Below are 23,745 nucleotides of genomic sequence, written 5' to 3' on the forward strand. Positions count from 1 at the left end.
TCAAAAGCGCCATGACACAGCGCGGGCGCCCCTATTATCCCACAGCGGACCGGGCGCCGAACGAACCGCCCCGGTGACGGCCCGGCCCACCAGTCGGCGGGCCGTCCCAGAGTAACGGCAGTTACCGGGTGTGACGCACAGCGCCGCCGCGCGCCACGGTCACGATCGTGTCTCTCAGCGGCTCCGGCGCGAGCACCTCGGCGGCGCCGGCGGATTCCAGCACCGCATCCACCAGGGGAGCCAGCACCGGCTCGACCAGGCGCGCGAAGGTCGCGCCGCTGCCGCCTTCAGCCCCCTCCGCGGCATCCCGCAGCTCGACGGCGTCGAAGGACTCGGCGATCCAGTGCGCGGCGGGGGCCAGCCGCAGCCACACCTCTCCCTCGACGCGGCCGGCCAGCACCGGGCCCTCCCCCGGGGCCGGCCGAGCCATCGCGGTCCCGGCGGGCAGCAGCTCCACGATGCGGTCCAGGCGGAAACGGCGCTCGCCCTGCGCCAGCTCGCAGTGCGCGAGCAGGTAGGAGCGTGCTCCCACGGTCTCGATGCGCAGCGGCTTGATCCGGCGCACGCTGGTGCCGGCGCGGTCCGTGGAGGAGTAGCGGATCGTCAGCCGGCCGCCTGCGGCGCCGGGCTCGGCGCGCAGGGCCGTGTGCACCGCCGTGAGCACCTGCTCGGCACGGTCCGCGGTGCGGGCGGCCCTCTCGTCGGCCGAGGTCGCCGCGGCGATCTCGCGGCGGCTGGGGACCTGCGGCGCCTCCGACGGCTCTGCCGTGCCCTCCACCACGGCCAGCAGCTTGGCGCGGGCGGACTCCACCACCTGCACGGTCTGCCCGGCGACGGGTTCGAGGGCCGCGAGCCCGGCGAGCAGCGCCGTGCTCTCCACCGCACTGAGGCTCAGGGCGCGGCGCAGCGGCTCGGCGTTGCGCACCCGCACCGTGCCGTGCTCCCATTCCGCCTCGATCAGATCCTCCCAGCCGGTGCCCATGTCGCCGCAGACGAAGAGCACCTGCAGATCGGTGATCAGCTGCTTCTCGGTGATGCCCAGTGCCTCGGAGAGCTCCGCCAGCTGGACCTCGTCGCGGGACATGACGTACGAGGCGACGGAGATCAGCCGGGAGAGATGGTCCCCGCTCTGCGGCGAGACCCGGATCCGGGCCGGGAGCCGGGCGGCCGCACGGTCGAGGGCCGTGAGGTCCGCCGCTCCCTCGTGCGCCTCGGCGATCACCGTGAGCACCGCGGCGAGCTCCTCGCGCCAGCCGATCGGCTCGAGCAGCTCGAGCCAGCGGACATCGGCCAGCAGCAGGCGGCGCGCCGCCGGCCGCGGCAGGTCCGGCAGGCGGAAGGTCTCCGCCTCCAGGGTCGCGCCGGCGCGGTCGCGCAGGGACAGCGCCTTGAAGGGCGCGGCACGGAGCAGCGCCGAGGCCCGGTCATCGCTGTCGAGCATCCGCTCGAGCACCTCGGCGAGCTCGATGTGCTCGGGACGCTGCCTCACGGCGACGCCCGCCTCGGTGGGGAACGATTCGATCCGGGAGGCCCGGAACACGCGGGGCGCCTCCCGGTCCCGGTCCCAGCCGTGGAGGTACCAGTGGCCGTCGTGGACGCCGACGACCCAGGGCTCGACCCGCCGCTCGGAGGGCGCGCCGTGGGTGCCGCGGTACAGGAAGCGGACCCCGTGCCCGGAGACCACGGCCTGGAGCAGCGGAGTGAGCACGGGCAACGACTCGACGGCTCCGCGGGGCGTGCGGCGCAGCAGATCGGGGTCCGCATCGTGGCCGAGGCTGAGGAGCTTCGCGCGCACGCGGCGCGCCGCTCCCCCGGCGGCGGCGGTGTCCCAGGCGCGGCTCGCCGCGAGCAGCACCGTGTACTCCTCGGTGGTGAGATCGAGCACCGCACCCGAACGGGCGGCGTCGATGCGGTAGTGGACCGTGTTCTCGTCCAGCAGGTCGCGCTCGGTCACCAGCGGCAGGCCGAGCTCGATGATCGCGGCCTTGTCGCGCTCGAACATCCGCTCCGCGGCCTGGTCGGAGACCGCCTGGGCGTAGTCGGGGATCACCCGGAACAGCTTCGCGCGGTCGATCCGACGGCGCGAACCGATCGTCATGATGACGTTGAGCAGTCTCTCCACACTCTTCGAAGCCACGGCGTCAGCGTATCCCCCGGGAGCGGGAGGCGTGACCAGATGCCGTCGCGGCCTAGGCTGGGGGCATGCTGCGATGGGAACGGGGAACCGTGAAGGCCGCTCTGAGCTCCTGGCCGGGAGTGGATCGGCTCGAGATCGAGCTCGAGGGCGGCGCGGAGATCCTCACCGCCATCGCCTACCGGGAGCTGACGGGGTGCCCGGAGCCGGGTGAGACGGTGCTGCTGAACACCAATGCCGTGCGACGCGAGCTGGGCACCGGCGGTGACGCCATGGTGGTGGCGCGCCCCGAGGTGCTGCCGGAGGCGGAGGCGATCGACGGGCACATGGTCAAGGCCCGCTACACCCCGATGCAGACCATGGTCGAGGCGATCGACGATCCCGCGAGCGAGCACTACGAGACCCTCCGTTCCGCCAAGCGCATCGATGGCATGCCGGTGATCGTCGCGGACCTGCACTCCTCGCTCCCCGCGCTGATCGCCGGGATCCGCGCCGAGCGCCGCTCGCTGCGCATCGCCTCTGTGCACACCGACGCCGCGGCGCTCCCCGCGGTCTACTCCCGCAGCGCCGCCCGGCTGCGCGAGGCCGACCTGCTCTCGGCGGTGATCAGTGCGGGCCAGTCCTTCGGCGGCGACCTCGAGGCGGTCACCGTGCACTCCGCCCTGCTGGGGGCCAAGCACGTGGTGGGCGCCGATGTCGCGATCGTCATCCAGGGACCCGGGAACCTGGGCACCGGGACCGGCTGGGGCTTCTCCGGGGTGCAGGCCGCGGAAGCGCTCCACGCCGCCGCGGTGCTCGGCGGCCAGGGGGTGGCCACGCTGCGGGTCTCCGAGGCTGATCAGCGGGAGCGACATCGCGGGCTCTCCCACCACTCCTCGACCGTCTACGGACGGGCTCTGCTCACGCCGGTGCAGCTGCCGGTGGTCCCGCGCCACGACTCCCGTTACAACAGTTTTCATGAGTCAGTGCGAAAACAGGTGAAATCCACAATTCTCAAGCCGGCGAGGAAGCGCGGCGTCCTCCATCAGCTCACCGAGGTGGATGCGAAGGGTCTGCGTGATGCGCTCGAGGAGATGCCGGTGCGGATGACCACGATGGGCAGGACCCTCGCCGAGGACCCCTCCCCCTTCCTGTACGCGGCGCTGGCCGGGCGCTGCGCCGCGACGCTCGCCCCCGGTGAGTGAGGGCGGGACGGTTCAGGAGGGCGGGGCCTCCCCGCGCTCCCGGATCAGCGCCTGCAGCTGGTGGGCGGCCGCGATGGCGCGCTCGCCGTCATAGCGCTGGATCGCCTGCAGCGGATGGGTGTGGCCGTCCGCCAGATCGAGATGGGCCCACGGATCCCCCATCGGGAAGCTGATCCCCAGCACCTCCGGCCATTCCAGCGTGCGCGTGCGCATCAGGTTGCGCACCTCGAGCTCATCGGGACGAGCGGTGATCTTCACCGAGGCCTCGAGGTGGCAGAAGAGGAACACCAGCACACCGACCGCGAGCAGACCGAGCCGGCCGCCCCACTGGAAGCTGGTGATCATCACCGCTCCACCGATCATGCCCGCCATCACCACGACCGCGCTGAAGTAAGCGGCCACCCGCACCGCGCGGGGGCGCAGCACGATCGTGGCCCGCCGCTCCCCTCCGACAGCGTCCGCTCCGGGGGTGCTCATCGACATCTCAGATGCGGCAGGCCTGGATGGCGGTGACCAGGATGGCGCGAGCGCCGGCATCGTAGAGCTCGTCCATCATGCGGTGGGCGGAGCCGCTGTCCACCATCGCCCGCACCGCGGACCACTCTCCGCCGTGCAGCGGCGAGACCGTGGGCGATTGCAGGCCGGGCGTGATCTCCACCGCCCGCTCGAGGAGGGCGGAGGGGATGTCGTAGTCGAGCATCACGTACTCGCGGGCCACCAGCACGCCGCGGATGCGCCGGGTGAGGACCTCCAGGGAGTGGGCGGCCTCCTGCTCGAGCTCCAGCTCGGGCCGGGAGAACAGCACGGCCTGACTGGTCATGATCGATTCGCCGAAGGGTTCGAGGCCTGCTGCGCGCAGGGTGGTGCCGGTCTCGACCACATCTGCGATGACGTCCGCGACGCCCAGGCGGATCGAGGACTCGACGGCGCCGTCGAGGTGGACCACCTCGGCGGCGATTCCGCGCTGGCTGAGGTAGTCCTCGACGAGGTTCTCGTAGCTGGTGGCGATGCGGGCGCCCTGCAGCTCGGAGACGTCGCTGCGGGTGCCGGCGGGGGCCGCGAAGCGGAAGGTCGAGCCGGCGAAGCCCAGCGGCAGGATCTCGTCGGCCGGGGTGCGGGAGTCCAGCAGCATGTCCTGGCCGGTGATGCCGACGTCGACGGTGCCGGAGCCGACGTACACCGCGATGTCGCGCGGGCGCAGATGGAACAGCTCGACGCCGTTGTCCTCGTCGACCACGACGAGCTCCTTCGCCGTGCCGCGGCGCCGGTATCCGGCTTCCTGCAGCAGGTCGGCGGCGGGCTCGGAGAGAGCACCCTTGTTGGGGACGGCGATGCGGAGCACGGATCCTCCTCGGCCGCCGCGGCGGCCACGAGACGGGATGGGACGGGGAGAGCGGGAGGGACAGCGGCGTCGGGGCCGCCAGGCGCGGCCGACGGCTCAGAGCTGCCGGTAGACGTCCTCGAGGGAGATGTCCTTGGCGATCATCATCACCTGCAGGTGGTAGAGCAGCTGGCTGATCTCCATCGCGGCGTCGTCCTTGGACTCGTACTCGCAGGCCATCCACACCTCGGCGGCCTCCTCGACGATCTTCTTGCCGATCTGATGGACACCGCCGTCGAGTTCGCGGACGGTGCCCGAGCCCTCGGGTCGGGTGCGGGCCTTGTCGGTGAGCTCGGCGAACAGCGCCTCGAAATCCTTCACTCCCCCAGGGTACGCGTCCCGGGCGGGCGCGCGCGCCGCCGCCCGCCCGCCGGACAGCAGCAGCTCAGTCCCGGCGCACCGTGGGATCCAGGTGGGCGGTCTCGACCGTGACCCGGGCCTGTTCCCGATCACGGCGGTGGCGCACTCCCCACCAGACGAAGAAGCCCAGCAGGGTGAAGGCGCCGTAGAAGAGATACATGAACGCACTGGCGTAGTAGCCGGCGCTCAGCAGCAGCGGGACTCCGACGATGTCCACGGCCACCCAGATCAGCCAGAACTCGACCCAGCCCTTGGCCATGCCGAAGGTCGCCAGCAGGCTGCCCATGAAGATCCAGGCATCGGCCCAGACCGGCTCGTAGGAGCCCAGGATGCGGAACAGCGGGGTGAGCGCGGCGGTGCCCCCGACCAGCACGACGAGGAGCAGGGCGCGCGTGCCCCAGGAGGCCCAGCGCGGTTCGACCGCGGTGCCGCCCGCCTCCCGGACCTGCCGCCAGCGGACCCAGCCGTAGACCGCGGTGGCGATGAACATCACCTGGCGTCCGGCCTGGCCGTAGAGGTCCACCGGGTTCGGGCTGCCGAACACGGAGCCCAGGAACACGGTCAGCAGCAGGGCGTTGCCGATGATGCCGAGGGGCCAGGCCCAGACCTTCCGGCGCATCCCGCCCAGCGCGCTGAGCAGTCCGAAGACATTGCCCAGCACCTCCCGCAGGAGCAGGAACTGGCCCCCGTCGAACTCGATGCGGGCAGCGAAGAGCCACTGCAGAAGATCCATGTCGTCGTCGCCGTGGTGGTCAGTGGGTCGGGTGGCGCTGTGCGAGCTCGCGCAGGGCGGAGATCTCGTCCGCGGCGTCCTGAGCGCGGTAGATCGCCGAGCCGGCGACGAAGATGTTCGCCCCGGCCTCCGCGCAGCGCTCGATGGTCTCGCGACTGACCCCGCCGTCGACCTGGATGGACACCTCCAGGTTCGATCCGCTGATCGCGGCGCGGGCCCGGCGGATCTTCGGGAGCATGGTCTCCAGGAAGCTCTGCCCGCCGAAGCCCGGCTCGACGGTCATCAGCAGCAGCATGTCGAACTCGCCGATGATGTCCAGCAGGGGCTCGACGGGGGTGGCCGGTCGCAGGGCGATGCCGGCCTGGACGTTCTTGCGGCGCAGGTCGCGGGCGAGCTTGACGGGAGCGCGGGCGGCCTCCAGGTGGAAGGTGACCGAGGAGGCCCCGACCTCGGCAAAGGCCGGGGCCTCGGTGTCGGCATCGTCGATCATCAGGTGCGCATCGATGGGCAGGGTGCTGCGCAGGACGATCTGCTCGACCATCGAGGGGCCGAAGGTCAGGTTCGGGACGAAGTGGTTGTCCATGACGTCGACGTGGACGCTGTCGGCGCTGGAGATCTTGTCCAGCTCGGTGCCGATGGACATGAAGTCGGCGTTGAGGATGCTGGGATGGATGAAGTGGCCGTCGGTCGAGTACGGGGTGTTCATGCCGCGGGATTTCCTTCCTCGGTGGGGGCGGGCCGCTTGCGCAGCAGGTGGATGTACATGGCGTCGGTGCCGTGGATATGGGGCCACAGCTGCACGGCGGGGCCCTCGCCCAGATCGAGGTCCTCGCGCGCGGCGGGCAGCACCCCGGCGCGCACGGGATCGCGCGCGTCGAGCTCCTCGACGTCCTGGCGGGTCTTCAGCACATCGGCGACGATCAGGCGGGTCTCGGCTAGGTGCGGGGAACAGGTCACGTAGGCGACCACTCCCCCGGGCGCGGCGGCGTCCAGGGCGGAGGTGAGCAGCATGCGCTGGAGGGTGGTGAGCGTGCCGATGTCACCGGGGGTGCGGCGCCAGCGGGCCTCGGGGCGGCGACGCAGGGCGCCCAGGCCCGAGCAGGGGACGTCGGCGAGGACTCGGGAGAAGCGGCCGGGCTGCTCGGCGCCGATCGCGGTGCCGTCGGCGGTGCGGGTGGTGATCTCGCAGCCGGCCTCCTGCAAGGTGGCGACGGCCCGGTCCACCAGCTCCGTGCGATGCTCCTGCAGCTCGACGGCGAGCAGGTCCGCGTCGTGGGCGACGGTGAGCCCGCCCATCAGCGCGGCCTTCCCGCCGGGTCCCGCGCAGAGGTCGAGCCAGTGGTGGTCCTCGGCGAGGACCAGGCCGTCGGCGCCGAGAGCGAGGGCGAGGGCGGCCAGCTGGCTGCCCTCGTCCTGCACCGCGACGCGGCCCTGCGCGACCGGGTCCATCCCGCCGGGATCGCCGGCGGGCCAGGAGGCGGCGAAGACCGACAGCCGGGCCTGGCTCGCACCGTGGTCGATGAGCTCCTCGAGGTCGGTGAGCCCCGGGCGCATCACCAGCGAGACCGCGGGGGCCTGGTTCTGGGCGGCCAGCAGCTCGTCGATCTCCTCGCGGGAGCGGCCGTGACCGGCGAGGGCGTCGCTGAGGGCGCGCACCACCCAGCGGGGGTGGGAATGGACGACGGCGAGGTGGCCGGTGGGGTCCTGCGCGCGGTCCGGGGCGACCTCGGCGATCCACTGCTCGCGGTCCTTCTCCCCCACCCGGCGCAGCACGGCGTTGGCGAAGCCGGCGGCTCCGGCGCCCACCACCCAGCGCGCCAGTGCCACGGTCTCGGAGGTCGCGGCGTGCCGGGCGACGCTCATGTCCAGCAGCTGGTAGGCGCCCAGGCGCAGCACGTCCAGGAGCGGAGGGTCGATCTTCTCCAGCGGGCGGTCGACGCAGGCGGCGAGGATCGCGTCCAGCCGGCCCTGGGCGCGCAGCGCGCCGTAGAACAGCTCGGTGGTGAAGGCGGCGTCGCGGCCGGCGACCTGATGGGTGCGCAGCAGCCGGGGCAGCACCAGGTTCGCGTAGGAGTCCTCCTCTCGCACCAGGCGCAGACCCTCGAAGGCGACCTGGCGGGAGGGGGTGGAGCGGCGCGTGCGCTCGGAGGGCCGGGAGTCCGAGTAGCCGCGGCGGGGGCCGCCCTGGCCGCGGGCGCCGGAGCGGGAGCGGCCCTGCTGGTCGCGGGAGCGGTGATCGCGTCGGTCTCGTCGTTCCGCGCTCATGCGGTCTCTCCGTCCTGCTGGTCCGTGGTGAAGCGGGCGCCCTCGGCCAGGGCCGCGCCACGGGCCCAGTCCGCCGCCCGCATCGGCCGCTTGCCGGCCGGGGCGAGGGTGGACAGGGCGATGACGTCGGTGCCGGTGCCCACCAGCACCTGGCGCTTGGTGGCCTCGATCCGGCCGGGCGGAAGCGGCGCGTGCTCGGGGGCCTGCTCGATGCCGAGGAGCTTGGTGCGGGCGCCGTCCAGCAGGGTCCAGGCGCCGGGCTGCGGGCTCATCCCGCGGATGTGGGCGGCGACCTGCTCTGCCGGCCGGGTCCAGTCGATCTCGGCCTCGGCGGTGGACAGCTTCGCGGCGCGGGTGGCCAGGGCGTGGTCCTGCGGCGTCGCGGTGGCGGTGCCGCCCTCGAGGGCGTCCAGCGCCTGCAGCAGCACCGGGGCGCCGTCCTCGGCCATCCGCTCCAGCAGCTCGCCGGCGGTCTCGAACTCGCCGATGGTGGTGGGGGCGGTGGTGAGGACGTCACCGGTGTCCAGGCCCTGCTCGATCCGGAACACGCTCATCCCGGTCTCGCGCTGCCCGACGAGCACGGCCCGCTGGGCGGGGGCGGCACCCCGCCACTCGGGCAGCAGGGAGAAGTGCAGGTTGATCCAGCCGTGCACCGGGATGTCGAGCGCAGCCTGCGGGATCAGGGTGCCGTAGGCGACCACCGGGGCGGCGTCGGGCGCGAGCTCCCGCAGCTGCTGCTGGACCGCCTGGTCGCGGAGCGTGGCAGGGGTCAGCACCGGCACCCCGGCCTCGCGGGCGAGCTCCTTGACGGGGCTGGGGCGCAGCTTGCGGCCGCGCCCGGTGGGGGCGTCGGGCTGGGTGAGCACGCCGACCACCTCGTGGTGCGAGTCGAGCAGGGTGCGCAGGGAGGGGAGGGCGGCCTCGGGGGTGCCGGCGAAGAGGAGACGCATGATGGGGCCAGTCTACGGTCGTCCAGGGTACGACGAGGGCACGCCCGGACCGCTCCTGCGGGGTCATCGCCCGTACTGGTCGAACAGTTCCGTGTACCCCTGGATGTAGGGCCCGAGATCGGTGATCCGTTCCAGCCCGACCTCGGCGAGCCCGATCCCCGATCCTTGGCACACGATGGTCACCGGGCCCACCCGGCAGGCGGCGGCGAAACGGTGGTCGTCCTCGAGGACGGCGAAACGGAGGGCCTGACCGTCGACCTGGACATTCGTGGCGGTGAGAACCGCACCGCGATGCAGGTCTTCACCTGAGCGCGGCATGTCCCGCTCGGGGTCGACGATCGGCAGGACCAGCTGGGCTCGCGGCCCGTCATCAACGTTGTCCGTGGTCATCACTCGCAGGAACGGGCTCTCCGGCGGCCATTCCGTCCGGTGCCCCAGCTCGTACTCCCGATAGGACTCCAGCACCGTGCCGTCCGAGTGCGAGGTCGTCTCCACGGTGCCCGCCCCGGCGAGGGTGCGAAAGCCCTGCCAGGTCGAGCGGACCCCGTACAGCGGGAGCGTGCAGTCCTCGAACTTCCGGAGCATCATCGCGCGATACCCGTGAGGCGATCCCGGACTGTGGCCGGCAATGTCCATGGCGGGACTCCTCGGGTCACCTTTCCGCGTCGTGCAAGGGGCTGAACTCCGCGTTCAACAACGATGTCGACCACGGAGCGTGACCCCATCGTGCCCATACCTGACCGTCGGGTCAACTGCCTGCCAGGTGGGTCAACCGGCTGGGCCGAGGGTCGATATCGATCGCTCAGAAGACGTCGGGCGGATCCAGCCGCACCCGCAGGGAGCCCTTGGCCTTGCGGGCACTGCGGGCGGCGATGCCGGCGCGCAGCGCATCGGCCAGCTCCCGGGAGCGGGCCGGCTCCAGGCGCAGCACGGCGCGGGAGCGGCCTGCGGCGTCCGGGCCCTCGAGATCGACCGGGCCGAAGACGTCGGTGCCGCCGGGCAGCTCGACGGTCTCCAGGAAGGCTCGGCAGGCCTCCCGGTCTCCCACGATCTCCGCGACCCGGGAGAAGGGCGGCAGGTCCAGTTCGTGGCGGTCCGCCAGCACCCGGTCGAGGAAGAAGGTGGAGCGGTGGGCGACCAGGTCCCGGATCGCGGGCAGGGTGGAGGTGCCCACCACCAGCACCTCGCCCCCGTCCTCGGCGCTGCGGACCAGGGAGATCGCACCGCGCCAGCGCCGCACGGCCTCGACGTCCGCATCGAAGGCGGCGCGGCCCAGCAGCGCATCCGCGTCCAGCAGCAGGCCCGCGGCGTAGCGGCCCGGCGGAGCCGGCTCGGCGCCGGGGGTGGCGACGATGATCGCCCGCTCCGGGACCGCCTCGTCCTCGAGGGCGCCGTGGGCGCCGCCGGCGACCTTCAAGGGCGTGTCGGGGAAGGCGCGGTGCAGCTCCTCGGCGGTGCGGGTGGAGCCGACGACCATGGCCCGCACCTGGGTGCGGTCGCATTCGGGGCAGCGGTAGCCGTCCTCCCGACGCCCGCAGACCCGGCAGTGCAGCGGGCCGTTGCGTCCGCTGAGGGACAGCGGGGCCGAGCAGTGCGGGCACCGGGCGCGGGTGCGGCAGAAGGTGCAGGCGATCGCGGGCACGTAGCCGGAGCGGGGCACCTGCACCAGCACCGGGCCCCGCTCGAGGCCGCGTCGGATCACCTTCATCGCCTCCTGCGGGAGGCGGGAGCGGCCCGAGGGCCCTTCGCGCTCGCGCAGGTACTCGTCCATCGCCACGATCCGGGGGCGCACGGCGGTGTGCGGGCCGGGCACGGGCTCCAGCCGGGCCAGATAGCCGTGGTCGGCCAGGGCGCGCAGCGTCACCGAGTCGGCAGCGGCGAGGAACAGCAGTGCGCAGCGTTCCTCGGCGGAGCGGCACTGCAGCACGGTGCGGGTGTGGGGGTAGGGGGCGCGGGGCTCCTCGAGCAGGTCGTCCGCCTCGTCCCAGCAGATGGCCAGGGCCAGGTTCCGCACCGGGGCGAAGGCGGCGGAGCGGTTGCCGAGCACCACCCGGGTCGCCCCGCGCAGGATGCGGCGGAAGATGCGATAGCGCTTCTCCGGGCCCTCGGCTCCGGAGAGCACCTCATGCTCGATGCCGCGCTCGGCGAGCACACGGGACAGCCGTGCGACGTCCCGCTGGTCGGGCGCGACGACGAGGGCACCGAGATCCGCGTCGAGGTCGGCGATCGCATCGGCGGCGACGGTGGTCCAGGTGTCGGCGGCATCGAGCGTGAGGCTCGCGCGGGGCACCGGGCCCTCCGGGCTGCCGGCGCGGGCGAGCAGCGCGGAGAGGCCCACATAGCGGTCGCCGGGGCGGAGTGCGTCGGCAGGGTCGGGCCCCGGAGCGGCCGCGGGGTGCTCGGTGTCTGCGGACTCCTCGGCCTCCGCGTCCTTCTCCTCCGCTGCGCGGTCGGCCTTCTCGGCGCGGGCGTGGCGCGGGGGCAGGGCGAGGCGCAGCACGTCGCCGACGGTGCCGGCGCTGCGGGCGGCCACCTCCTCGCACACGCGCATCATCGCGGGTGGGACGACGACATCCTCGGAGACCAGGCGGTGCAGCGGGGCCAGGGCCCGGTCGGTCGAGGGCTCGGGGAGACGCTCGAGGATGATGCCCTCGGTGTCCTTGCCGGAGAACCGCACCCGCACCCGCATGCCGGGCCGGGCAGCGGCGGTCGCGGGGGTCACGGCGTACTCGAAGGGCCGGTCCAGGTGCGGCAGCACGCCCACCAGGCGCACGCTCGCCACCGGCAGCTCCTCGACCACCTCGAAGCCGGCGGTGGTGCGCAGCCCGGAGGCCCGGGCCGCGGAGTCGCGGCCCGGGTCGCTCGGCGCATCCACCGATGGGGAGGGGGCGGGAACAGGAACGGCGGGGGCCGCGAAGAGGGGCTCCTGCCCTCCTGCGTGCTCCCCCGCCGTCCCCTCGGCGGACCTGCTCAGCGCCTGTGCACCGCCACCAGGTCGCAGACGAAGATCAGGGCCTCGTCGGGGGCGATCACGGGCGGAGCCCCCTGGGCGCCGTAGCCGAGGGAGGCGGGGATCTCGAGCCGGCGACGGCCGCCGACCTTCATGCCCTGCACGCCCTGGTCCCAGCCGGAGATGACCTGACCCACGCCGAGCTGGAAGCGCAGCGGCTCGCCGCGGTCCCAGGAGGCGTCGAACTGCTCGCCGGTGGAGTGGGAGACGCCCACGTAGTGCACGTCGACGACGTCGCCGCGGCCGGCCTCCTCACCATCTCCGACGATCTCGTCGGAGCTGAGCAGCTCGGTGGGCGCCTCGCCCTCGGGGAAGTCGACCTCGGGCTTGCTGCGATCGGTCATGCGGTCCTCCTGTGGGGTGGGGGGAATGGTTCAGTCATTGGTGTGGGCGGCATCGAGCACGTCGATCACGAAGAGCAGGGTCTCCCCGGCGAGCTCGCCCTGGTCACCGTAGGCCTCTGCGGCCGGGATCACCAGCATCACCTGGGAGCCGACGGGCAGGTCCAGCAGATTCTCGTCCCAGCCCTGGATCACGCGGCCCTCGCCCTGCACGAAGGAGAACGGGGCCCCGCGCTCCCAGGAGGAGTCGAACTGGGAACCGTCGGACCACTTCCAGCCGGTGTAGTGCATGGTGAGGTAGTCACCGGCGCGGGTGGTGTCCCCGGTGCCGACGATCAGGTCCGCCCGCACCGTCGAGCTGGGCTCCTCGCCCTCCGGCGGTGCGTCCAGGGAGGGGGCGCCGTTCTCGGCGAGGGTGACGGTGGGGAACGTGCCGGAGGGCGCTGCGGGCTCGCCCTCCGCGCGCAGCGGGGAGACGATGCGGTCCACGTCGGCGACCTGCAGCAGCGAGTAGGCCTGGCCGTCCGCGGACTGCTGCCACCCGGCCATCACGAAGCGGGAGCCCACGGGCATGGTGGTGAACACGTCGAAGGCGGCCTGGCCGATGCCCTCCGCGGTGACCTGGACACCGCCGGCAGGGCCTCCCTGCCACCAGGACTGCAGCGTCTCGCCCGTCGCGGCGTCGGCGTAGAGGTGGCGCCAGATGATGGTGTCGCCCTCGGCGATGGTCGCCCCGTCCCCGGGGACGACGACCTCCGCGGAGGCTGCGGTGACCTCGAGCGGGGCGGTGAACTCGACCGTCGGCTCGGCGCCGAGGTCCTCGCTGACGGTGACGCCGGCCAGCGGGTCGCCGCCGCCTCCGCCGTCGGAGGCCCCTCCGGCATCGGAGGCTCCGCTGCCCTCGCTGCCGTCATCGGTGCAGGCGGTGAGGCCGATGGCAGCGGTCGCGGCGAGGGCGGTGGTCAGCAGCGTGCGGCGGCGGATCAAGTGAGGGCCTTTCGGATCGGTGGGCCCGTGGCGGGCACGGCACCAGGGTACGGGGCGGAGGATGAGCGTTCGCGGAGTGTGGCAGAGGGCTCAATCGGCACCTGCTCAGGCGAAGGGCATCGGGTCCGCCGGCGCCGCGGTGCCCTGGGCGCGGATCTCCGCGAGCAGGGCATCGACCGCCGGCAGCGCGGTGGTGAAGGGGTCCAGCACCTGGATCGGCATCGCCCCGGGCCGGGTCAGGCGCAGCGTGGTCCAGTCCACGACGTGGTCCACCCCGTGCTCCTGGGCGGCGGTGACCACCTGGCCGCGCAGATGAGCGCGGGTGGTGGTGGGGGCCGTGGTCCGGGCCCTCTCGATCCGTCCCTCGTCCAGCACCTGCGGCGCGAGGCCGCGGCGCTGCAGAGCAGGGAAGACGCCCTGGGAGGGATCGATGTCGTGGTAGGCGAGATCGAGGCGCTCGATCGCCGGGTCCTCGAGGCCCACGCCGCGGCGGTCTGCCACCTGACCGAACAGCCGCTCCTTGATCGCCCAGTCCAGGTTCTCCGCGGCCCAGGAGCGATCGCCGGTGAGGACCGCATCGAGCGCCCGCTGCCAGGTCTCCAGCACCGCATGCTCGGACTCATCGGCGAACTCGGTGACGTGGTCCAGCCAGCGCTGCTGGATCTCGAGCGCGGTGGTGGTGCCGCCGCCGGCGAGCGGCAGCGGGGCGGTGCCGGTGAGGTCGCGGGCGACGGTCCGGATGGCGGTGATGTCGTCGTGCAGCGCGAGCTCGGGCAGGGTGCGGCCGGACTCGATCGCGCGCAGCACCAGATCGGTGGTGGCGAAGCGGAGGTGGGTGGAGACCTCGCTCATGGTGGAGTCGCCGACGATCACATGCAGGCGACGGAACCGGCTGGGATCCCCGTGCGGCTCGTCCCGGGTGTTGATGATCGGGCGGGTGCGGGTGGTGGCCGAGGAGACCGCCTCCCACATGTGGTCGCTGCGGCGGGAGAAGACGAACTGGGCGGGGTCGGCCTCGGGGCCGTCCGCGGAGCGCACCACTCCCCCGGCACCGGTGACGATCTGGCGGGTGACCAGGAAGGGCAGGAGGTAGCGGGGCAGGCGGGTGAACTCGCCGCGGCGGTCCACCAGGAAGTTCTCGTGGGAGCCGAAGGCATTGCCGGCGGAGTCCTCGTTGTTCTTCAGCAGGTGGATGCGGGCGTCCTGGCCGTCGGCGGCGAAGCGCTGGTTGGCCTGGGCGGCGAGATCCGCGAAGATCCGGTCCCCGGCGCGATCCTGGGCGACCAGGTCCCACCAGTCGTCGCATTCGGCGGTCGCGTACTCGGGATGCGAGCCGACATCGAGGTAGAGGCGCGCGGCGTTGCGCAGGAACACGTTCGAGCTGCGGCCCATCGCCACCACCGGCCGGAACAGCTCCCGGGCCGCTGCTTCCGGTTCGAGCGCCTGCGAGCCGTCGGCACGCACGCACACCAGCCCGTACTCGGTCTCCAGACCTCCCACGCGACGCTTCATCGGGTCACTGGCCGCCCTTCTGCACGAAGGAGCGCACGAAGGTCTCGGCATTGGACTCGAGCACCGAGTCGATCTCGTCGAGCAGATCATCCGCCGCCTGGGCGGAGGCGAAGGTCTGCCCGCCGGTGACGGCTTCCGAGTTCTGCTCGTCGTCGCCGCCTCCGCCGGGGGCGTTCAGGGACTGCTGGGACATGGTGTCCTCCTCGTTTCTGTCATCGTTCGATGACCGGTGGGTCAGCTGTGCTCGACGGCTCGGCGCAGGGCATCGAGGATCTTCTCGGGATCCTCGGCAGGGTCGATGCCGTGCTGGGCGCACCAGTCGGCGGAGCCCAGCCGCGGATCGGCCAGGCGCAGCCGGTGCCCGCCGGCGGGACCGGCCAGGGTGATCGCATCCCAGCCGGCGGAGGGGACCTGGGCGCGGTGCGCGGCGATGAGGCCGCCCCGCAGATGGGCACGGGTGCTGGTGGGAGCGGTGCGCACGGCGTCGTCGACCTCGTCCTGGCCGACCAGGGTGGGCACGGCGCCGGCGGTCCGCAGCTTGTCGTAGAGGCCGCGGCCGGGCCGCAGGTCGGAGTACTGCAGGTCCACCATCGCCAGACGGGGATCGTCCCAGTCCAGGCCGTGGCGTGCCCGGTAGCGCTCGAGCAGCTGGAGCTTGGCGACCCACTCCACCCGCTCGGCGGCACGCATCGGGTCCTCCCCGAGCAGGTCGAGGATCTCGCCCCAGCGGCGCAGCACCTCGACCGTCTCCGCGTCGGCGGGGTCGGCGACCGCGGCGAGCGCGTCGCGCAGGAGGTGCTGGATCTGCAGCGCGGTGAGCTCGCGCCCGTCGACCAGCTCGACCGTGGCGTGCAGGCTCGGGTCGTGGCTGATGGTCCGGACCGCGGCGACCGGATCGGCGAGCCTCAAGTCGGGGAGGATCGCCGTGCCGGTGCGGTGCTCCGCCTCGAGTGCGGCCAGCAGCAGCGAGGTGGTGCCGAGCTTGAGGAAGGTCGACTCCTCGAGCAGGTTCGCGTCGCCGATGATCAGGTGCAGGCGGCGGAAGCGGGTGGGGTCGGAGTGCGGTTCGTCGCGGGTGTTGACGATCGGCCGGTTCAGGGTCGTCTCCAGCCCCACCTCGGCCTCCATGAAGTCGGCACGGGAGGAGAGCTGGAAGCCGGCGCGCTCGCCCCGGGTGCCGAGTCCCACCCGCCCCGCGCCCACCAGCACCTGACGGGTCGTCAGGAAGGGCAGCAGGGCCGTGACCACGCGCTCGAAGGGCACCGCGCGGTCCACCAGGTAGTTCTCGTGGGTGCCGTAGGAGGCGCCCTTGCCGTCGGTGTTGTTCTTGAACAGGGCCACCTCGGGGATGCCCTCGGCCGCGGCGAGGATCGCCATCGCCCGCCGGGCGATCTCCTCCCCGGCGCGGTCGGTGACCACCGCCTCGCGGGCGCGCAGCACCTCGGGCGCGGAGTACTCCGGATGCGCATGGTCGACGTACCAGCGGGCCCCGTTGCGCAGCACCGCGTTGCCGATCGAGCGCTGAGCGGCCCAGGCGAGCACCTCGGCATCGTCCCCGTCGGGGGCGAGCTCCGGCCCGGCCAGCGGCAGGTCCCTCTCGACGCTGGGGACGTGGGCGTCTCGCACCTCGTCGGTGAGCTGGCTGGGGTGGGCGGCGGCGCGCTGGAGCTCGAAGCCGCGGGCGTCCCGCAGCGGGGTCTCGTCGCCGTAGTCCCAGCGCACGCGGCGGCCGCGCTCTCCCTCGAGGGGGTCGAGCAGGGCGTAGGCGCCCACCACCAGGTGGGAGAGCAGGATCGAGGAGCCGGCGCCGGAGCGGGCACGGTCCTCCATATCGGCGTGGACCACTCCGAACTCGGTCTCGATCCCCATCACTCGCTCGGTGGTCAGCGCGGGAGCGGTGTCCTGGGGCTGCTGGGTCATGCCGTGACCTCCTCGGCATCGCCGGCCCGGGTGCGTCCCTGCAGCGGGACGATCGCCTCGACCCGGCGGCGCCCGCCGCCGGGCAGACCGGTCACCCGGGCCCAGTCCTCGGGGTGCGCGGCCGAGGGCATGTCCTCGTTCTCGACGAACTCCGCGGTGATCGCGTCGTGCAGGTGCTGGGAGCCGACACCCACGTCGCCGGTGGCCAGCTGGTCCTTCACCGCCAGCTTCTTCGCCCGGTCCACGATGTTGCGCAGGGTGGCGCCGGAGACGAAGTCGCGGAAGTGGAGGGTGTCCTGCCCGCCGTCGGAGTACTCGACCCGCACGAACGCGGAGGCCGGACCCTCGTCGTAGATCTCGCGGGCGGCGAGGTCCAGCAGCTGCTCACGGTCCTCGCGCACCGGGACGGTCTCGTCCAGGTAGAGGGAGAGGATCTCGCGGCCGGCGCGCTGGTTGGGGCGGCGCACCCGGATCTTCACGTCGAGCCGCCCCGGTCGCAGGATCGCCGGGTCGATCATGTCCTCGCGGTTGGAGGCGCCGATGACGATGACGTTGTCGAGGCCCTCGACGCCGTCGATCTCGGCCAGCAGCTGGGGCACGATCGTGGTCTCGACGTCGCTGGACATCCCGGTGCCGCGGGTGCGGAACAGGGCCTCCATCTCGTCGAAGAAGATCACTACCGGGTGGTCCGCCGCCGCCTTCTCCCGTGCGCGCTCGAACACCAGGCGGATCGACCGCTCGGTCTCGCCCACGTACTTGTTCAGCAGCTCGGGGCCCTTGACGTTGAGGAAGGCGGAGTTCTCCAGCGCCTCGGCGACGCTCACCCCGCGCACCTCGGCGCTGCGCAGCACGAGCTCATGGGCCACCGCCTTGGCGATCATCGTCTTGCCGCAGCCGGGCGGGCCGTACAGCAGCACGCCCTGCGGCGGGCGCAGGCCGTAGGTGCGGTAGAGGTCCTGCTGCAGGAAGGGCAGTTCGACGGCGTCGCGGATCGCCTCGATCTGCTCGCCCAGCCCGCCGATGTGGTCGAAGGAGACCTCCGGGACCTGTTCGAGGACGAGGTCGGTGATCTCGGCGCGGTCGATCCGCTCCAGCACCAGCTGGGACCTGAGATCCACCAGCACGTGGTCGCCGGGGTGGAGCTGCTCGTCGGTGAGGGTGCCGGCACGGCGCAGCACCCGGGTGTCGTCGGGGGCCACGGCCACCAGCAGCCGGGAGTCGGCCAGCTCCTCGACCACGGGCACCACGTTGCCGGCGTCGCTCGGGGCGACCGCCTCCACCGCTGCCAGGGCCTCGTTCAGGCGCAGCTCGGCTCCCGGGGTCAGCGTCTCCAGGTCCAGGGAGGCGGAGGTCGCCACCCGCAGTCGGCGGCCGTGGTGGAGCACGTCGATGGTGGTGCCCTCGCAGCGGCGCAGGAAGGTGGCGTAGGAGTTCGGTGGGTCGCCGACCCGTTCGAGGTCGTTCTTGAGCTGGACGATCTGCGCCCGGGCGGCGCGCAGCCCCGTCGTGAGGCGGTCGTTGTGGTGCGCGAGCTGCTCGAGCTCGGTGGTCATCTCGGCATAGGTCTTCATCCTGCTGCGTTCTCCTTCCCGGGTGCGATCAGCGGTCGCGACCCTGTCGGATGTCGCGCAGTGCGCGCTTGAGCTTGCGCGGGGCGACGCCCCGCTCGCCCACGTCCGGCGCGCTCCACTCACCCTCGGAGCCGCCGAAGCCCTCGTTGTCGGGATGGCTGAGCTCCTCCTCGAGGCGGGAGCCGGGCGCCGGGCGGGTGGTGCGGCGCAGCGCCTGCGTGCCGTGGGCGGTGCGGCGGGCGGTGAGCAGGAATCCGGTGTGCGCGTTCATGCGGTGCTCGGGCCGCACGGCGAGCCCCTCCAAGTGCCAGGGGCGCACGAAGGACTCCCAGGCGAAGGGCTCGGTGAACTCGCCGTGAGCGCGCAGCGCCTCGGCGGTCCGCGAGAGCTGGGTGACGGTCGCGACGTATGCCAGGAACACTCCGCCGGAGACCAGGACCTCCGCGGCGGCGTCCACGCACTCCCAGGGGGCGAGCATGTCCAGCACCACCCGGTCCACTGCGGGCTCCTCGGGCGAGAGGGTGGGGGCGAGGTCCTGGAAATCACCGACGGACAGCTCCCAGGCGGGGTGCTCGTCGCCGAAGAAGGTCTCGACGTTCTCGCGGGCCACGTCGGCGAAGTCCTCGCGCCGCTCGATGGAGTGCACCGAGCCCTCAGGGCCGACGGCGCGCAGCAGCGCGGTGGTCAGGCCGCCGGAGCCGACGCCGGCCTCGAGCACCCGGGCCCCGGGGAAAATGTCCCCCCACATCAGGATCTGCGCGGCGTCCTTGGGGTAGATGATCGCGGCGCCGCGGGGCATCGCCAGCATGTAGTCGGCGTAGAGGGGCCGCAGCGCCTGGTAGACGATGCCGTGGGAGTTCTCGACCACGACCCCGTCCTCGGCGCCGATGAGCTGGTCGTGGCGCAGCACTCCGCGGTGCGAGTGGAACTCGCCGCCGGGCTTGAGGGTGATGGTGTGCAGACGGTTCTTGGCGTCGGCGAGCTGGACCTTGTCGCCGAGGGCGAAGGGCCCGGTGCGATCCAGACCGCGTCGGGGCGCGCGGGGCGCGGGACCCGGTGCCCCGTCGTGGGCGGCGGGCTGCGGCTGATCAGTCATGCCTTCCAGCATATGGCCCGGGCCGTGGCGCCGACCATGATGTTCACCGTCCGCGCAGGAGCGCGTTGACGTCCGCGCTCAGGATCACACCGCGGGCGGTGCCGTCCTCCGCCAGGACCAGGTAGGCGGGGGCGGGATGCGAGAGCATCGCGCCGATCAGGTCATCGCCCTGCAGGGTGGCGGGCAGCGCCCCCACCTCGCCGATCGTCCCGGCGACCGCGAGGACCGGGGTCGCCGCGCGCTGTGCGACCGGGACGGCGGCGGCCGCGGCCGGGTCGATCCGGGAGGCCCGGCCGACGGTGCCCGATGCCGCGGTGGTGCGGTCCAGGATCAGCACGGAGGAGAGATCGGCGGAGGGGTCGAGGTCCGACAGCGACGCCTGGTGCGAAACGATTCGCACGGGCGTGGCGAGGGAGGCGGCGTCCAGGGTGCGGATGCGGCCCTGCAGCGCGGCTCCGGCCAGCGCCTGGGTGGCGCCCTGCCAGAGCATGCCGGCGATCAGCAGCGCCCAGACCAGGGTCAGCAGGGAGAAACCGCCGGCACCGCCGGCGCGCATGATCTGCCACAGCGGATAGGCGACCACCGCGACGGCGATCGCGCGTCCCAGCCAGGCCGTGATCCGGGTGCCGAGCTCAGGGCTGCTCAGAACCGCTCCGAGCAGCGTCTCCAGGGCACGGCCGCCGTCCATCGGCAGCCCGGGCAGCAGGTTGAACACCGCGAGCACCAGGTTCAGCCAGGAGCTCACCGAGAAGAACACGGCCAGCGAAGTGCCGGGGTCGGCCTGCTGCCCGACAGCGAAGCACAGCCCGGCCAGCAGCAGGTTCGCGGCCGGACCGGACAGCGAGACCAGCAGGGAGCCGAGCGCAGACATCTGCCGGGAGCGGTACTGCGTATGGCCACCCCACAGGGTCAGCGCGATGTGATCGACGCTGGCACCGAAGGCGCGGGCGACCAGGGCGTGGGCGGCTTCGTGCACGAGGACCGAGACGATCATGAACAGCCCGATGCCGATCGCCAGCAGCACCGCCGTGGTCGGGGCGATGCCACCGCGGGAGAGCGAGGGATACATGATGACCGCGAGGAGCAGCACGGTGAGCAGGGTGCCGGGACTGACGCGCACCGGGGGCAGCGGCCCGAGGCGCACCGTGGGACTGGTCATGATCCGTCTCCTCCGCCGCCGGGGCGGGGATCCCCAGGCAGGGCGAGGATATCCCGTGATCCTGAGCCGCGGATGAGGTGCCTATGATGGGGTGATGAGTCGAATCGCCATCACGGCTTTCAGCGGATGGAACGATGCCGGCGAGGCAGCCACCGGGGTGATCGAGCATCTGCACGAGGTCTGGCCCACCCGACCGGCAGGCGCGATCGACGCCGAGGAGTTCATCGATTTCCAGGTCAACCGTCCCGAGATCCACACCACCGAGGACGGCCTGCGGGTCGTCGACTGGCCGGACACCCGCGTGCACCTGGTGACCCCACCGCGCGGGCCCGAGATCGTCACCGTCATGGGGCCGGAGCCCTCGTTGCACTGGAAGCGCTTCTGCGATGAGGTGCTCGAGCAGCTGCAGGCGCTGGATGTCAGCTCCGTGATCGCGCTCGGGGCCCTGCTCGCCGACTCGCCCCACTCCCGGCCGCTGCCCGTCTCCGCCCTGGTGGAGCCGGTGCCCGCCGAGCCCGTGACCGGTTCCGAGCTGTACAGCGGTCCGATCGGTGTGCCCACGATCCTGGCCCGGCGCACGGCCAGTGCCGGGCTGCGCACCACCAGCGTCTGGGTGCAGGTCCCCCATTACGTCTCGCAGAACTTCTCGCCGAAGGCGGTGCTGTCACTGATGCGGGAGGTGCAGGATCTCGTCAGCGCGCCCATCCCGCTCGACGAGCTGGTCGAGGATGCGGAGGCCTGGGAGCGGGGGGTCGACGAGCTGGCGCGCACCGACGAGGACGTGGCCGAGTACGTCGCCCGGCTGGAGCGTGCCCAGGACGCCGCCGGGCTGCCGGAGGCCAGCGGCGACGCGATCGCCAAGGAGTTCGAGCAGTTCCTGCGGCGGCGCCGCGAGTCCGAGTGAGCTCGTGCCCGACGGTCAGCTCTCGAGCATGATCCCGAACAGGGCGTCCGCTGCGGCGGCGACGTCGCCGGGCCCGGGGGCCGCATCGTCCGCTCCGGGCCCGGGCGTGCCCGCGGCCCAGGCGTCCAGCGCCTCGAGCGCCCGAGCGGTGTCGAGATCGTCGCGGAGGGCGGCCCGCATCTCCTGGACCGTCGCCGGGCAGTGCCCGCCGCGGCGGGCGGCGTGGCGGTAGCGCCCGAGCCGGACCCTCGCCTGCTCGAGCTCCTGCTCGGACCACGCCCAGTCGCTGCGGTAGTGGTGCGCCATCAGCGCCAGGCGGATCGCCATCGGATCCACGCCGTCGCGCACCAGGCGGTGCACGAACACCAGGTTGCCCAGCGACTTGCTCATCTTCTCGCCCTGGTGGGCGACCATGCCGCTGTGCGCGTAGGCAGCGGCGAAGGGGCGTCCCAGCGCCACGGAGTGGGCGGCGCTGAGGTCGTGGTGGGGGAAGATCAGATCGTTGCCGCCGGCCTGGATGTCGAAGGGCAGGCCGATCGCCTCCTCCGCGATGCACACGCACTCCACGTGCCAGCCGGGCCGGCCGCGGCCGAGCTCCGCGGCGTCCCAGGCGGGCTCGCCCTCGCGCTCGGCCCGCCACAGCAGCGGATCGAAGCGGCCGCGCTTGCCCGCACGGTCCGGGTCGCCGCCGCGCTCGGCGAAGACCTCGAGCATCTGCTCCTCGGACCAGCCGGAGACGTCCCCGAGGGCGCCGTCGACGGCGAGGTCGAGGTACCAGTCGGGGCCGGCGGCGTCGCTCGCCTCCACCGGATAGGCGCGGCCCCGCTCGTGCAGGGTGCGGACCACGGCGATGATCTGCTCCATCGCCTCGCTCACGGACCGGTAGGTCTCCGGGGCGATGATCCGCAGCGACTCCATGTCCTGGGTGAACAGCTCCACCTGGGAGGCGGCGAGCTCGCGCCAGTCCACCCCGTCGCGGTCGGCGCGCTCGAGCAGCGGGTCGTCGACGTCGGTGATGTTCTGCGCCATCTCGACCTCGTACCCGGTGTCGTGCAGCGCCCGTCGCATCAGGTCGGCGGCGTGGTAGGTCGCCGCGTGGCCCAGGTGGGTGGAGTCGTACGGCGTGATGCCGCAGACGTACAGCCGGGCGGTCCCCGGGGTGAGCGGGAGGATCGGCGTGACCCTCCCGGCTCGGGTATCGAACAGCCTCAGCGGCACACCGGAGGCGGGGAGGGGGGCAAGAGCGGGGGAGGTCCAGGAATGCACCCGTCGATCATACGATCAGCCCGCTGGGAACTGCTCAGGCTCCGCCCAGCGGGTCGACCACACCGAACCAGAGCAGACCCAGCAGCAGCAGTCCCGCGATGACGCGGTAGATCACGAACATCAGGTAGGAGTGGTTGGTGATGATCCGCATGAACCAGACGATCACGGCGAAGCCCACGCCGAAGGCCACCACGGTCGCCACCACGATCGCCATCAGGGAGGGCTCACCCGCAGCGGCGGCCGCAGCCCGGCCGTCGGCGGTCAGCAGCGCCGGCACCTCCTTGGCCGCCTTGTACAGGCCGGAGGCGAACACCGCCGGGACGGCGAGCAGGAAGGCGTAGCGGGCGGCGGCCTCGCGCTTGTAGCCCATCAGGAGCCCCGCGGTGATGGTGCCGCCGGAGCGGGAGACCCCGGGGATCAGCGCCAGCGCCTGCGCGAGCCCGAAGAGGATGCCGTCACGCACGCTGAGCTGGGTGAGCTCCTTGCGGTGTGGGGCGATCCGGTCGGCGAGCCCCAGCAGCAGACCGAAGAGGATCAGCATCGCGGAGGTGATGTAGAGATTCCGCAGGCTGTAGTCGATCTGATCCTCGAACAGCAGCCCGAGCACGCCGATCGGGATTGAGCCGAGGATCACCAGCCAGCCCATGCGTACATCCGGATCGGAGTGCGGGACCTTCCCCGCCAGGGCCCGGAACCACTTGCCGATGATGCGGCTGATGTCGTTCCAGAAGTAGATCAGCACCGCCGTCTCGGTGCCGAGCTGGATGATCGCGGTGAACGCCGCGCCGGGGTCCTGCCCGGGATCCATGAGCTCGCCGACCACGCGCACGTGCGCGCTCGAGGAGATCGGCAGGAACTCGGACAATCCCTGGACCAGCCCCAGGATGACCGCCTCGATGAACGACATGAACTCTCCTCGATCGACTCAGGGACCCGACGCTGCCGCGGTGCGGCGACCGCGGGCCCCGCACA

General features: G+C 72.6%; 22 protein-coding genes. 2 read left to right on the forward strand and 20 right to left on the reverse strand.

Going from position 1 to position 23,745, the window contains the following annotated elements; genetic code table 11:
* Positions 1–121: 121 nt before the first annotated feature.
* Positions 122–2,137 (reverse strand): WYL domain-containing transcriptional regulator, encoded by a 2,016-nt coding sequence (locus ACHUEU_RS11890; protein ID WP_394216335.1) that lies wholly within the window; start codon positions 2,135–2,137, stop codon positions 122–124.
* 65 nt (positions 2,138–2,202) lie between these two features.
* Here ACHUEU_RS11890 and ACHUEU_RS11895 point away from each other — a divergent pair, with 65 nt between their 5' ends.
* Positions 2,203–3,318, forward strand: a complete 1,116-nt coding sequence (locus ACHUEU_RS11895; RefSeq protein ID WP_394216336.1) for a DUF3866 family protein — start codon at positions 2,203–2,205, stop codon at positions 3,316–3,318.
* Between the two features lie 12 nt (positions 3,319–3,330).
* Here the strand turns inward: ACHUEU_RS11895 and ACHUEU_RS11900 are convergent, their stop codons facing one another.
* From ACHUEU_RS11900 to ACHUEU_RS11980, 17 genes are all read right to left on the reverse strand, one after another.
* Positions 3,331–3,795, reverse strand: a complete 465-nt coding sequence (locus ACHUEU_RS11900; protein WP_394216337.1) for a PH domain-containing protein — start codon at positions 3,793–3,795, stop codon at positions 3,331–3,333.
* A 7-nt stretch (positions 3,796–3,802) separates the two neighbouring features.
* Positions 3,803–4,660 (reverse strand): ATP phosphoribosyltransferase, encoded by an 858-nt coding sequence (hisG, locus tag ACHUEU_RS11905; RefSeq protein WP_394216338.1) that lies wholly within the window; start codon positions 4,658–4,660, stop codon positions 3,803–3,805.
* A 96-nt stretch (positions 4,661–4,756) separates the two neighbouring features.
* The gene (locus ACHUEU_RS11910) at positions 4,757–5,020 is read right to left on the reverse strand and encodes a phosphoribosyl-ATP diphosphatase (protein ID WP_157697014.1); all 264 of its coding nucleotides are present in this window, start codon (positions 5,018–5,020) and stop codon (positions 4,757–4,759) included.
* 64 nt (positions 5,021–5,084) lie between these two features.
* Positions 5,085–5,792 carry a nicotinamide riboside transporter PnuC gene (gene pnuC, locus ACHUEU_RS11915; RefSeq protein ID WP_394216339.1) on the reverse strand — a complete coding sequence of 236 codons (708 nt, stop codon included), beginning with the start codon at positions 5,790–5,792 and terminating at the stop codon, positions 5,085–5,087.
* A 19-nt stretch (positions 5,793–5,811) separates the two neighbouring features.
* Entirely contained in the window at positions 5,812–6,498 is a 687-nt protein-coding gene (gene rpe / locus ACHUEU_RS11920) for a ribulose-phosphate 3-epimerase (RefSeq protein ID WP_394216340.1), read from the reverse strand.
* Positions 6,495–8,057 (reverse strand): RsmB/NOP family class I SAM-dependent RNA methyltransferase, encoded by a 1,563-nt coding sequence (locus tag ACHUEU_RS11925; protein WP_394216341.1) that lies wholly within the window; start codon positions 8,055–8,057, stop codon positions 6,495–6,497. The genes rpe and ACHUEU_RS11925 overlap by 4 nt, the downstream gene beginning before the upstream one ends.
* Positions 8,054–9,007 carry a methionyl-tRNA formyltransferase gene (fmt, locus tag ACHUEU_RS11930; protein ID WP_394216342.1) on the reverse strand — a complete coding sequence of 318 codons (954 nt, stop codon included), beginning with the start codon at positions 9,005–9,007 and terminating at the stop codon, positions 8,054–8,056. The genes ACHUEU_RS11925 and fmt overlap by 4 nt, the downstream gene beginning before the upstream one ends.
* 63 nt (positions 9,008–9,070) lie before the next feature.
* A complete protein-coding gene (locus tag ACHUEU_RS11935; protein WP_394216343.1) occupies positions 9,071–9,643 on the reverse strand; it encodes a hypothetical protein in 573 nt (190 codons plus the stop codon).
* Positions 9,644–9,809: 166 nt separating this feature from the next.
* Positions 9,810–11,882, reverse strand: a complete 2,073-nt coding sequence (locus ACHUEU_RS11940) for a primosomal protein N' family DNA-binding protein (protein ID WP_394216344.1) — start codon at positions 11,880–11,882, stop codon at positions 9,810–9,812.
* A gap of 95 nt (positions 11,883–11,977) precedes the next feature.
* Complete coding sequence (locus tag ACHUEU_RS11945; protein WP_394216345.1) at positions 11,978–12,361, reverse strand: FKBP-type peptidyl-prolyl cis-trans isomerase; 384 nt, start codon at positions 12,359–12,361, stop codon at positions 11,978–11,980.
* Between the two features lie 30 nt (positions 12,362–12,391).
* The gene (locus ACHUEU_RS11950) at positions 12,392–13,345 is read right to left on the reverse strand and encodes an FKBP-type peptidyl-prolyl cis-trans isomerase (RefSeq protein WP_394216346.1); all 954 of its coding nucleotides are present in this window, start codon (positions 13,343–13,345) and stop codon (positions 12,392–12,394) included.
* 105 nt (positions 13,346–13,450) lie between these two features.
* A complete protein-coding gene (gene pafA / locus ACHUEU_RS11955) occupies positions 13,451–14,857 on the reverse strand; it encodes a Pup--protein ligase (protein WP_394216347.1) in 1,407 nt (468 codons plus the stop codon).
* A gap of 4 nt (positions 14,858–14,861) precedes the next feature.
* Complete coding sequence (locus ACHUEU_RS11960) at positions 14,862–15,050, reverse strand: ubiquitin-like protein Pup (protein ID WP_394216348.1); 189 nt, start codon at positions 15,048–15,050, stop codon at positions 14,862–14,864.
* Between the two features lie 41 nt (positions 15,051–15,091).
* The gene (dop, locus tag ACHUEU_RS11965) at positions 15,092–16,777 is read right to left on the reverse strand and encodes a depupylase/deamidase Dop (protein WP_394216349.1); all 1,686 of its coding nucleotides are present in this window, start codon (positions 16,775–16,777) and stop codon (positions 15,092–15,094) included.
* Positions 16,774–18,348, reverse strand: a complete 1,575-nt coding sequence (arc, locus tag ACHUEU_RS11970) for a proteasome ATPase (RefSeq protein ID WP_394216350.1) — start codon at positions 18,346–18,348, stop codon at positions 16,774–16,776. The genes dop and arc overlap by 4 nt, the downstream gene beginning before the upstream one ends.
* A gap of 28 nt (positions 18,349–18,376) precedes the next feature.
* Positions 18,377–19,444, reverse strand: coding sequence for a tRNA (adenine-N1)-methyltransferase (locus ACHUEU_RS11975; RefSeq protein WP_394216351.1), 1,068 nt, complete (start codon positions 19,442–19,444; stop codon positions 18,377–18,379).
* Between the two features lie 43 nt (positions 19,445–19,487).
* Positions 19,488–20,603, reverse strand: a complete 1,116-nt coding sequence (locus ACHUEU_RS11980) for a M50 family metallopeptidase (RefSeq protein WP_394216352.1) — start codon at positions 20,601–20,603, stop codon at positions 19,488–19,490.
* Positions 20,604–20,697: 94 nt separating this feature from the next.
* Here ACHUEU_RS11980 and ACHUEU_RS11985 point away from each other — a divergent pair, with 94 nt between their 5' ends.
* Positions 20,698–21,507, forward strand: a complete 810-nt coding sequence (locus tag ACHUEU_RS11985; protein ID WP_394216353.1) for a PAC2 family protein — start codon at positions 20,698–20,700, stop codon at positions 21,505–21,507.
* A 15-nt stretch (positions 21,508–21,522) separates the two neighbouring features.
* Here ACHUEU_RS11985 and mshC read toward each other — a convergent pair whose 3' ends face one another.
* Together mshC and ACHUEU_RS11995 are read right to left on the reverse strand one after the other, a co-directional pair.
* A complete protein-coding gene (gene mshC, locus ACHUEU_RS11990; protein ID WP_394216354.1) occupies positions 21,523–22,773 on the reverse strand; it encodes a cysteine--1-D-myo-inosityl 2-amino-2-deoxy-alpha-D-glucopyranoside ligase in 1,251 nt (416 codons plus the stop codon).
* Between the two features lie 34 nt (positions 22,774–22,807).
* Positions 22,808–23,680, reverse strand: coding sequence for an undecaprenyl-diphosphate phosphatase (locus tag ACHUEU_RS11995; RefSeq protein ID WP_394216355.1), 873 nt, complete (start codon positions 23,678–23,680; stop codon positions 22,808–22,810).
* Positions 23,681–23,745: the final 65 nt, after the last annotated feature.

Source organism: Brachybacterium vulturis (assembly GCF_043641765.1).
In the GTDB taxonomy this organism is placed as follows: Bacteria; Actinomycetota; Actinomycetes; order Actinomycetales; family Dermabacteraceae; genus Brachybacterium; species Brachybacterium vulturis_A.

Coding starts and splice junctions, on each gene's coding strand:
- ACHUEU_RS11925 (WP_394216341.1), bottom strand. CDS start 8,057: ATGAGCGCGGAACGACGAGACCGACGCGATCACCGCTCCCGCGACCAG.
- ACHUEU_RS11975 (WP_394216351.1), bottom strand. CDS start 19,444: ATGACTGATCAGCCGCAGCCCGCCGCCCACGACGGGGCACCGGGTCCC.
- arc (WP_394216350.1), bottom strand. CDS start 18,348: ATGAAGACCTATGCCGAGATGACCACCGAGCTCGAGCAGCTCGCGCAC.
- ACHUEU_RS11900 (WP_394216337.1), bottom strand. CDS start 3,795: ATGAGCACCCCCGGAGCGGACGCTGTCGGAGGGGAGCGGCGGGCCACG.
- ACHUEU_RS11935 (WP_394216343.1), bottom strand. CDS start 9,643: ATGGACATTGCCGGCCACAGTCCGGGATCGCCTCACGGGTATCGCGCG.
- dop (WP_394216349.1), bottom strand. CDS start 16,777: ATGACCCAGCAGCCCCAGGACACCGCTCCCGCGCTGACCACCGAGCGA.
- ACHUEU_RS11960 (WP_394216348.1), bottom strand. CDS start 15,050: ATGTCCCAGCAGTCCCTGAACGCCCCCGGCGGAGGCGGCGACGACGAG.
- ACHUEU_RS11995 (WP_394216355.1), bottom strand. CDS start 23,680: ATGTCGTTCATCGAGGCGGTCATCCTGGGGCTGGTCCAGGGATTGTCC.
- fmt (WP_394216342.1), bottom strand. CDS start 9,007: ATGCGTCTCCTCTTCGCCGGCACCCCCGAGGCCGCCCTCCCCTCCCTG.
- ACHUEU_RS11895 (WP_394216336.1), top strand. CDS start 2,203: ATGCTGCGATGGGAACGGGGAACCGTGAAGGCCGCTCTGAGCTCCTGG.
- ACHUEU_RS11945 (WP_394216345.1), bottom strand. CDS start 12,361: ATGACCGATCGCAGCAAGCCCGAGGTCGACTTCCCCGAGGGCGAGGCG.
- pnuC (WP_394216339.1), bottom strand. CDS start 5,792: ATGGATCTTCTGCAGTGGCTCTTCGCTGCCCGCATCGAGTTCGACGGG.
- pafA (WP_394216347.1), bottom strand. CDS start 14,857: ATGAAGCGTCGCGTGGGAGGTCTGGAGACCGAGTACGGGCTGGTGTGC.
- rpe (WP_394216340.1), bottom strand. CDS start 6,498: ATGAACACCCCGTACTCGACCGACGGCCACTTCATCCATCCCAGCATC.
- ACHUEU_RS11980 (WP_394216352.1), bottom strand. CDS start 20,603: ATGACCAGTCCCACGGTGCGCCTCGGGCCGCTGCCCCCGGTGCGCGTC.
- ACHUEU_RS11985 (WP_394216353.1), top strand. CDS start 20,698: ATGAGTCGAATCGCCATCACGGCTTTCAGCGGATGGAACGATGCCGGC.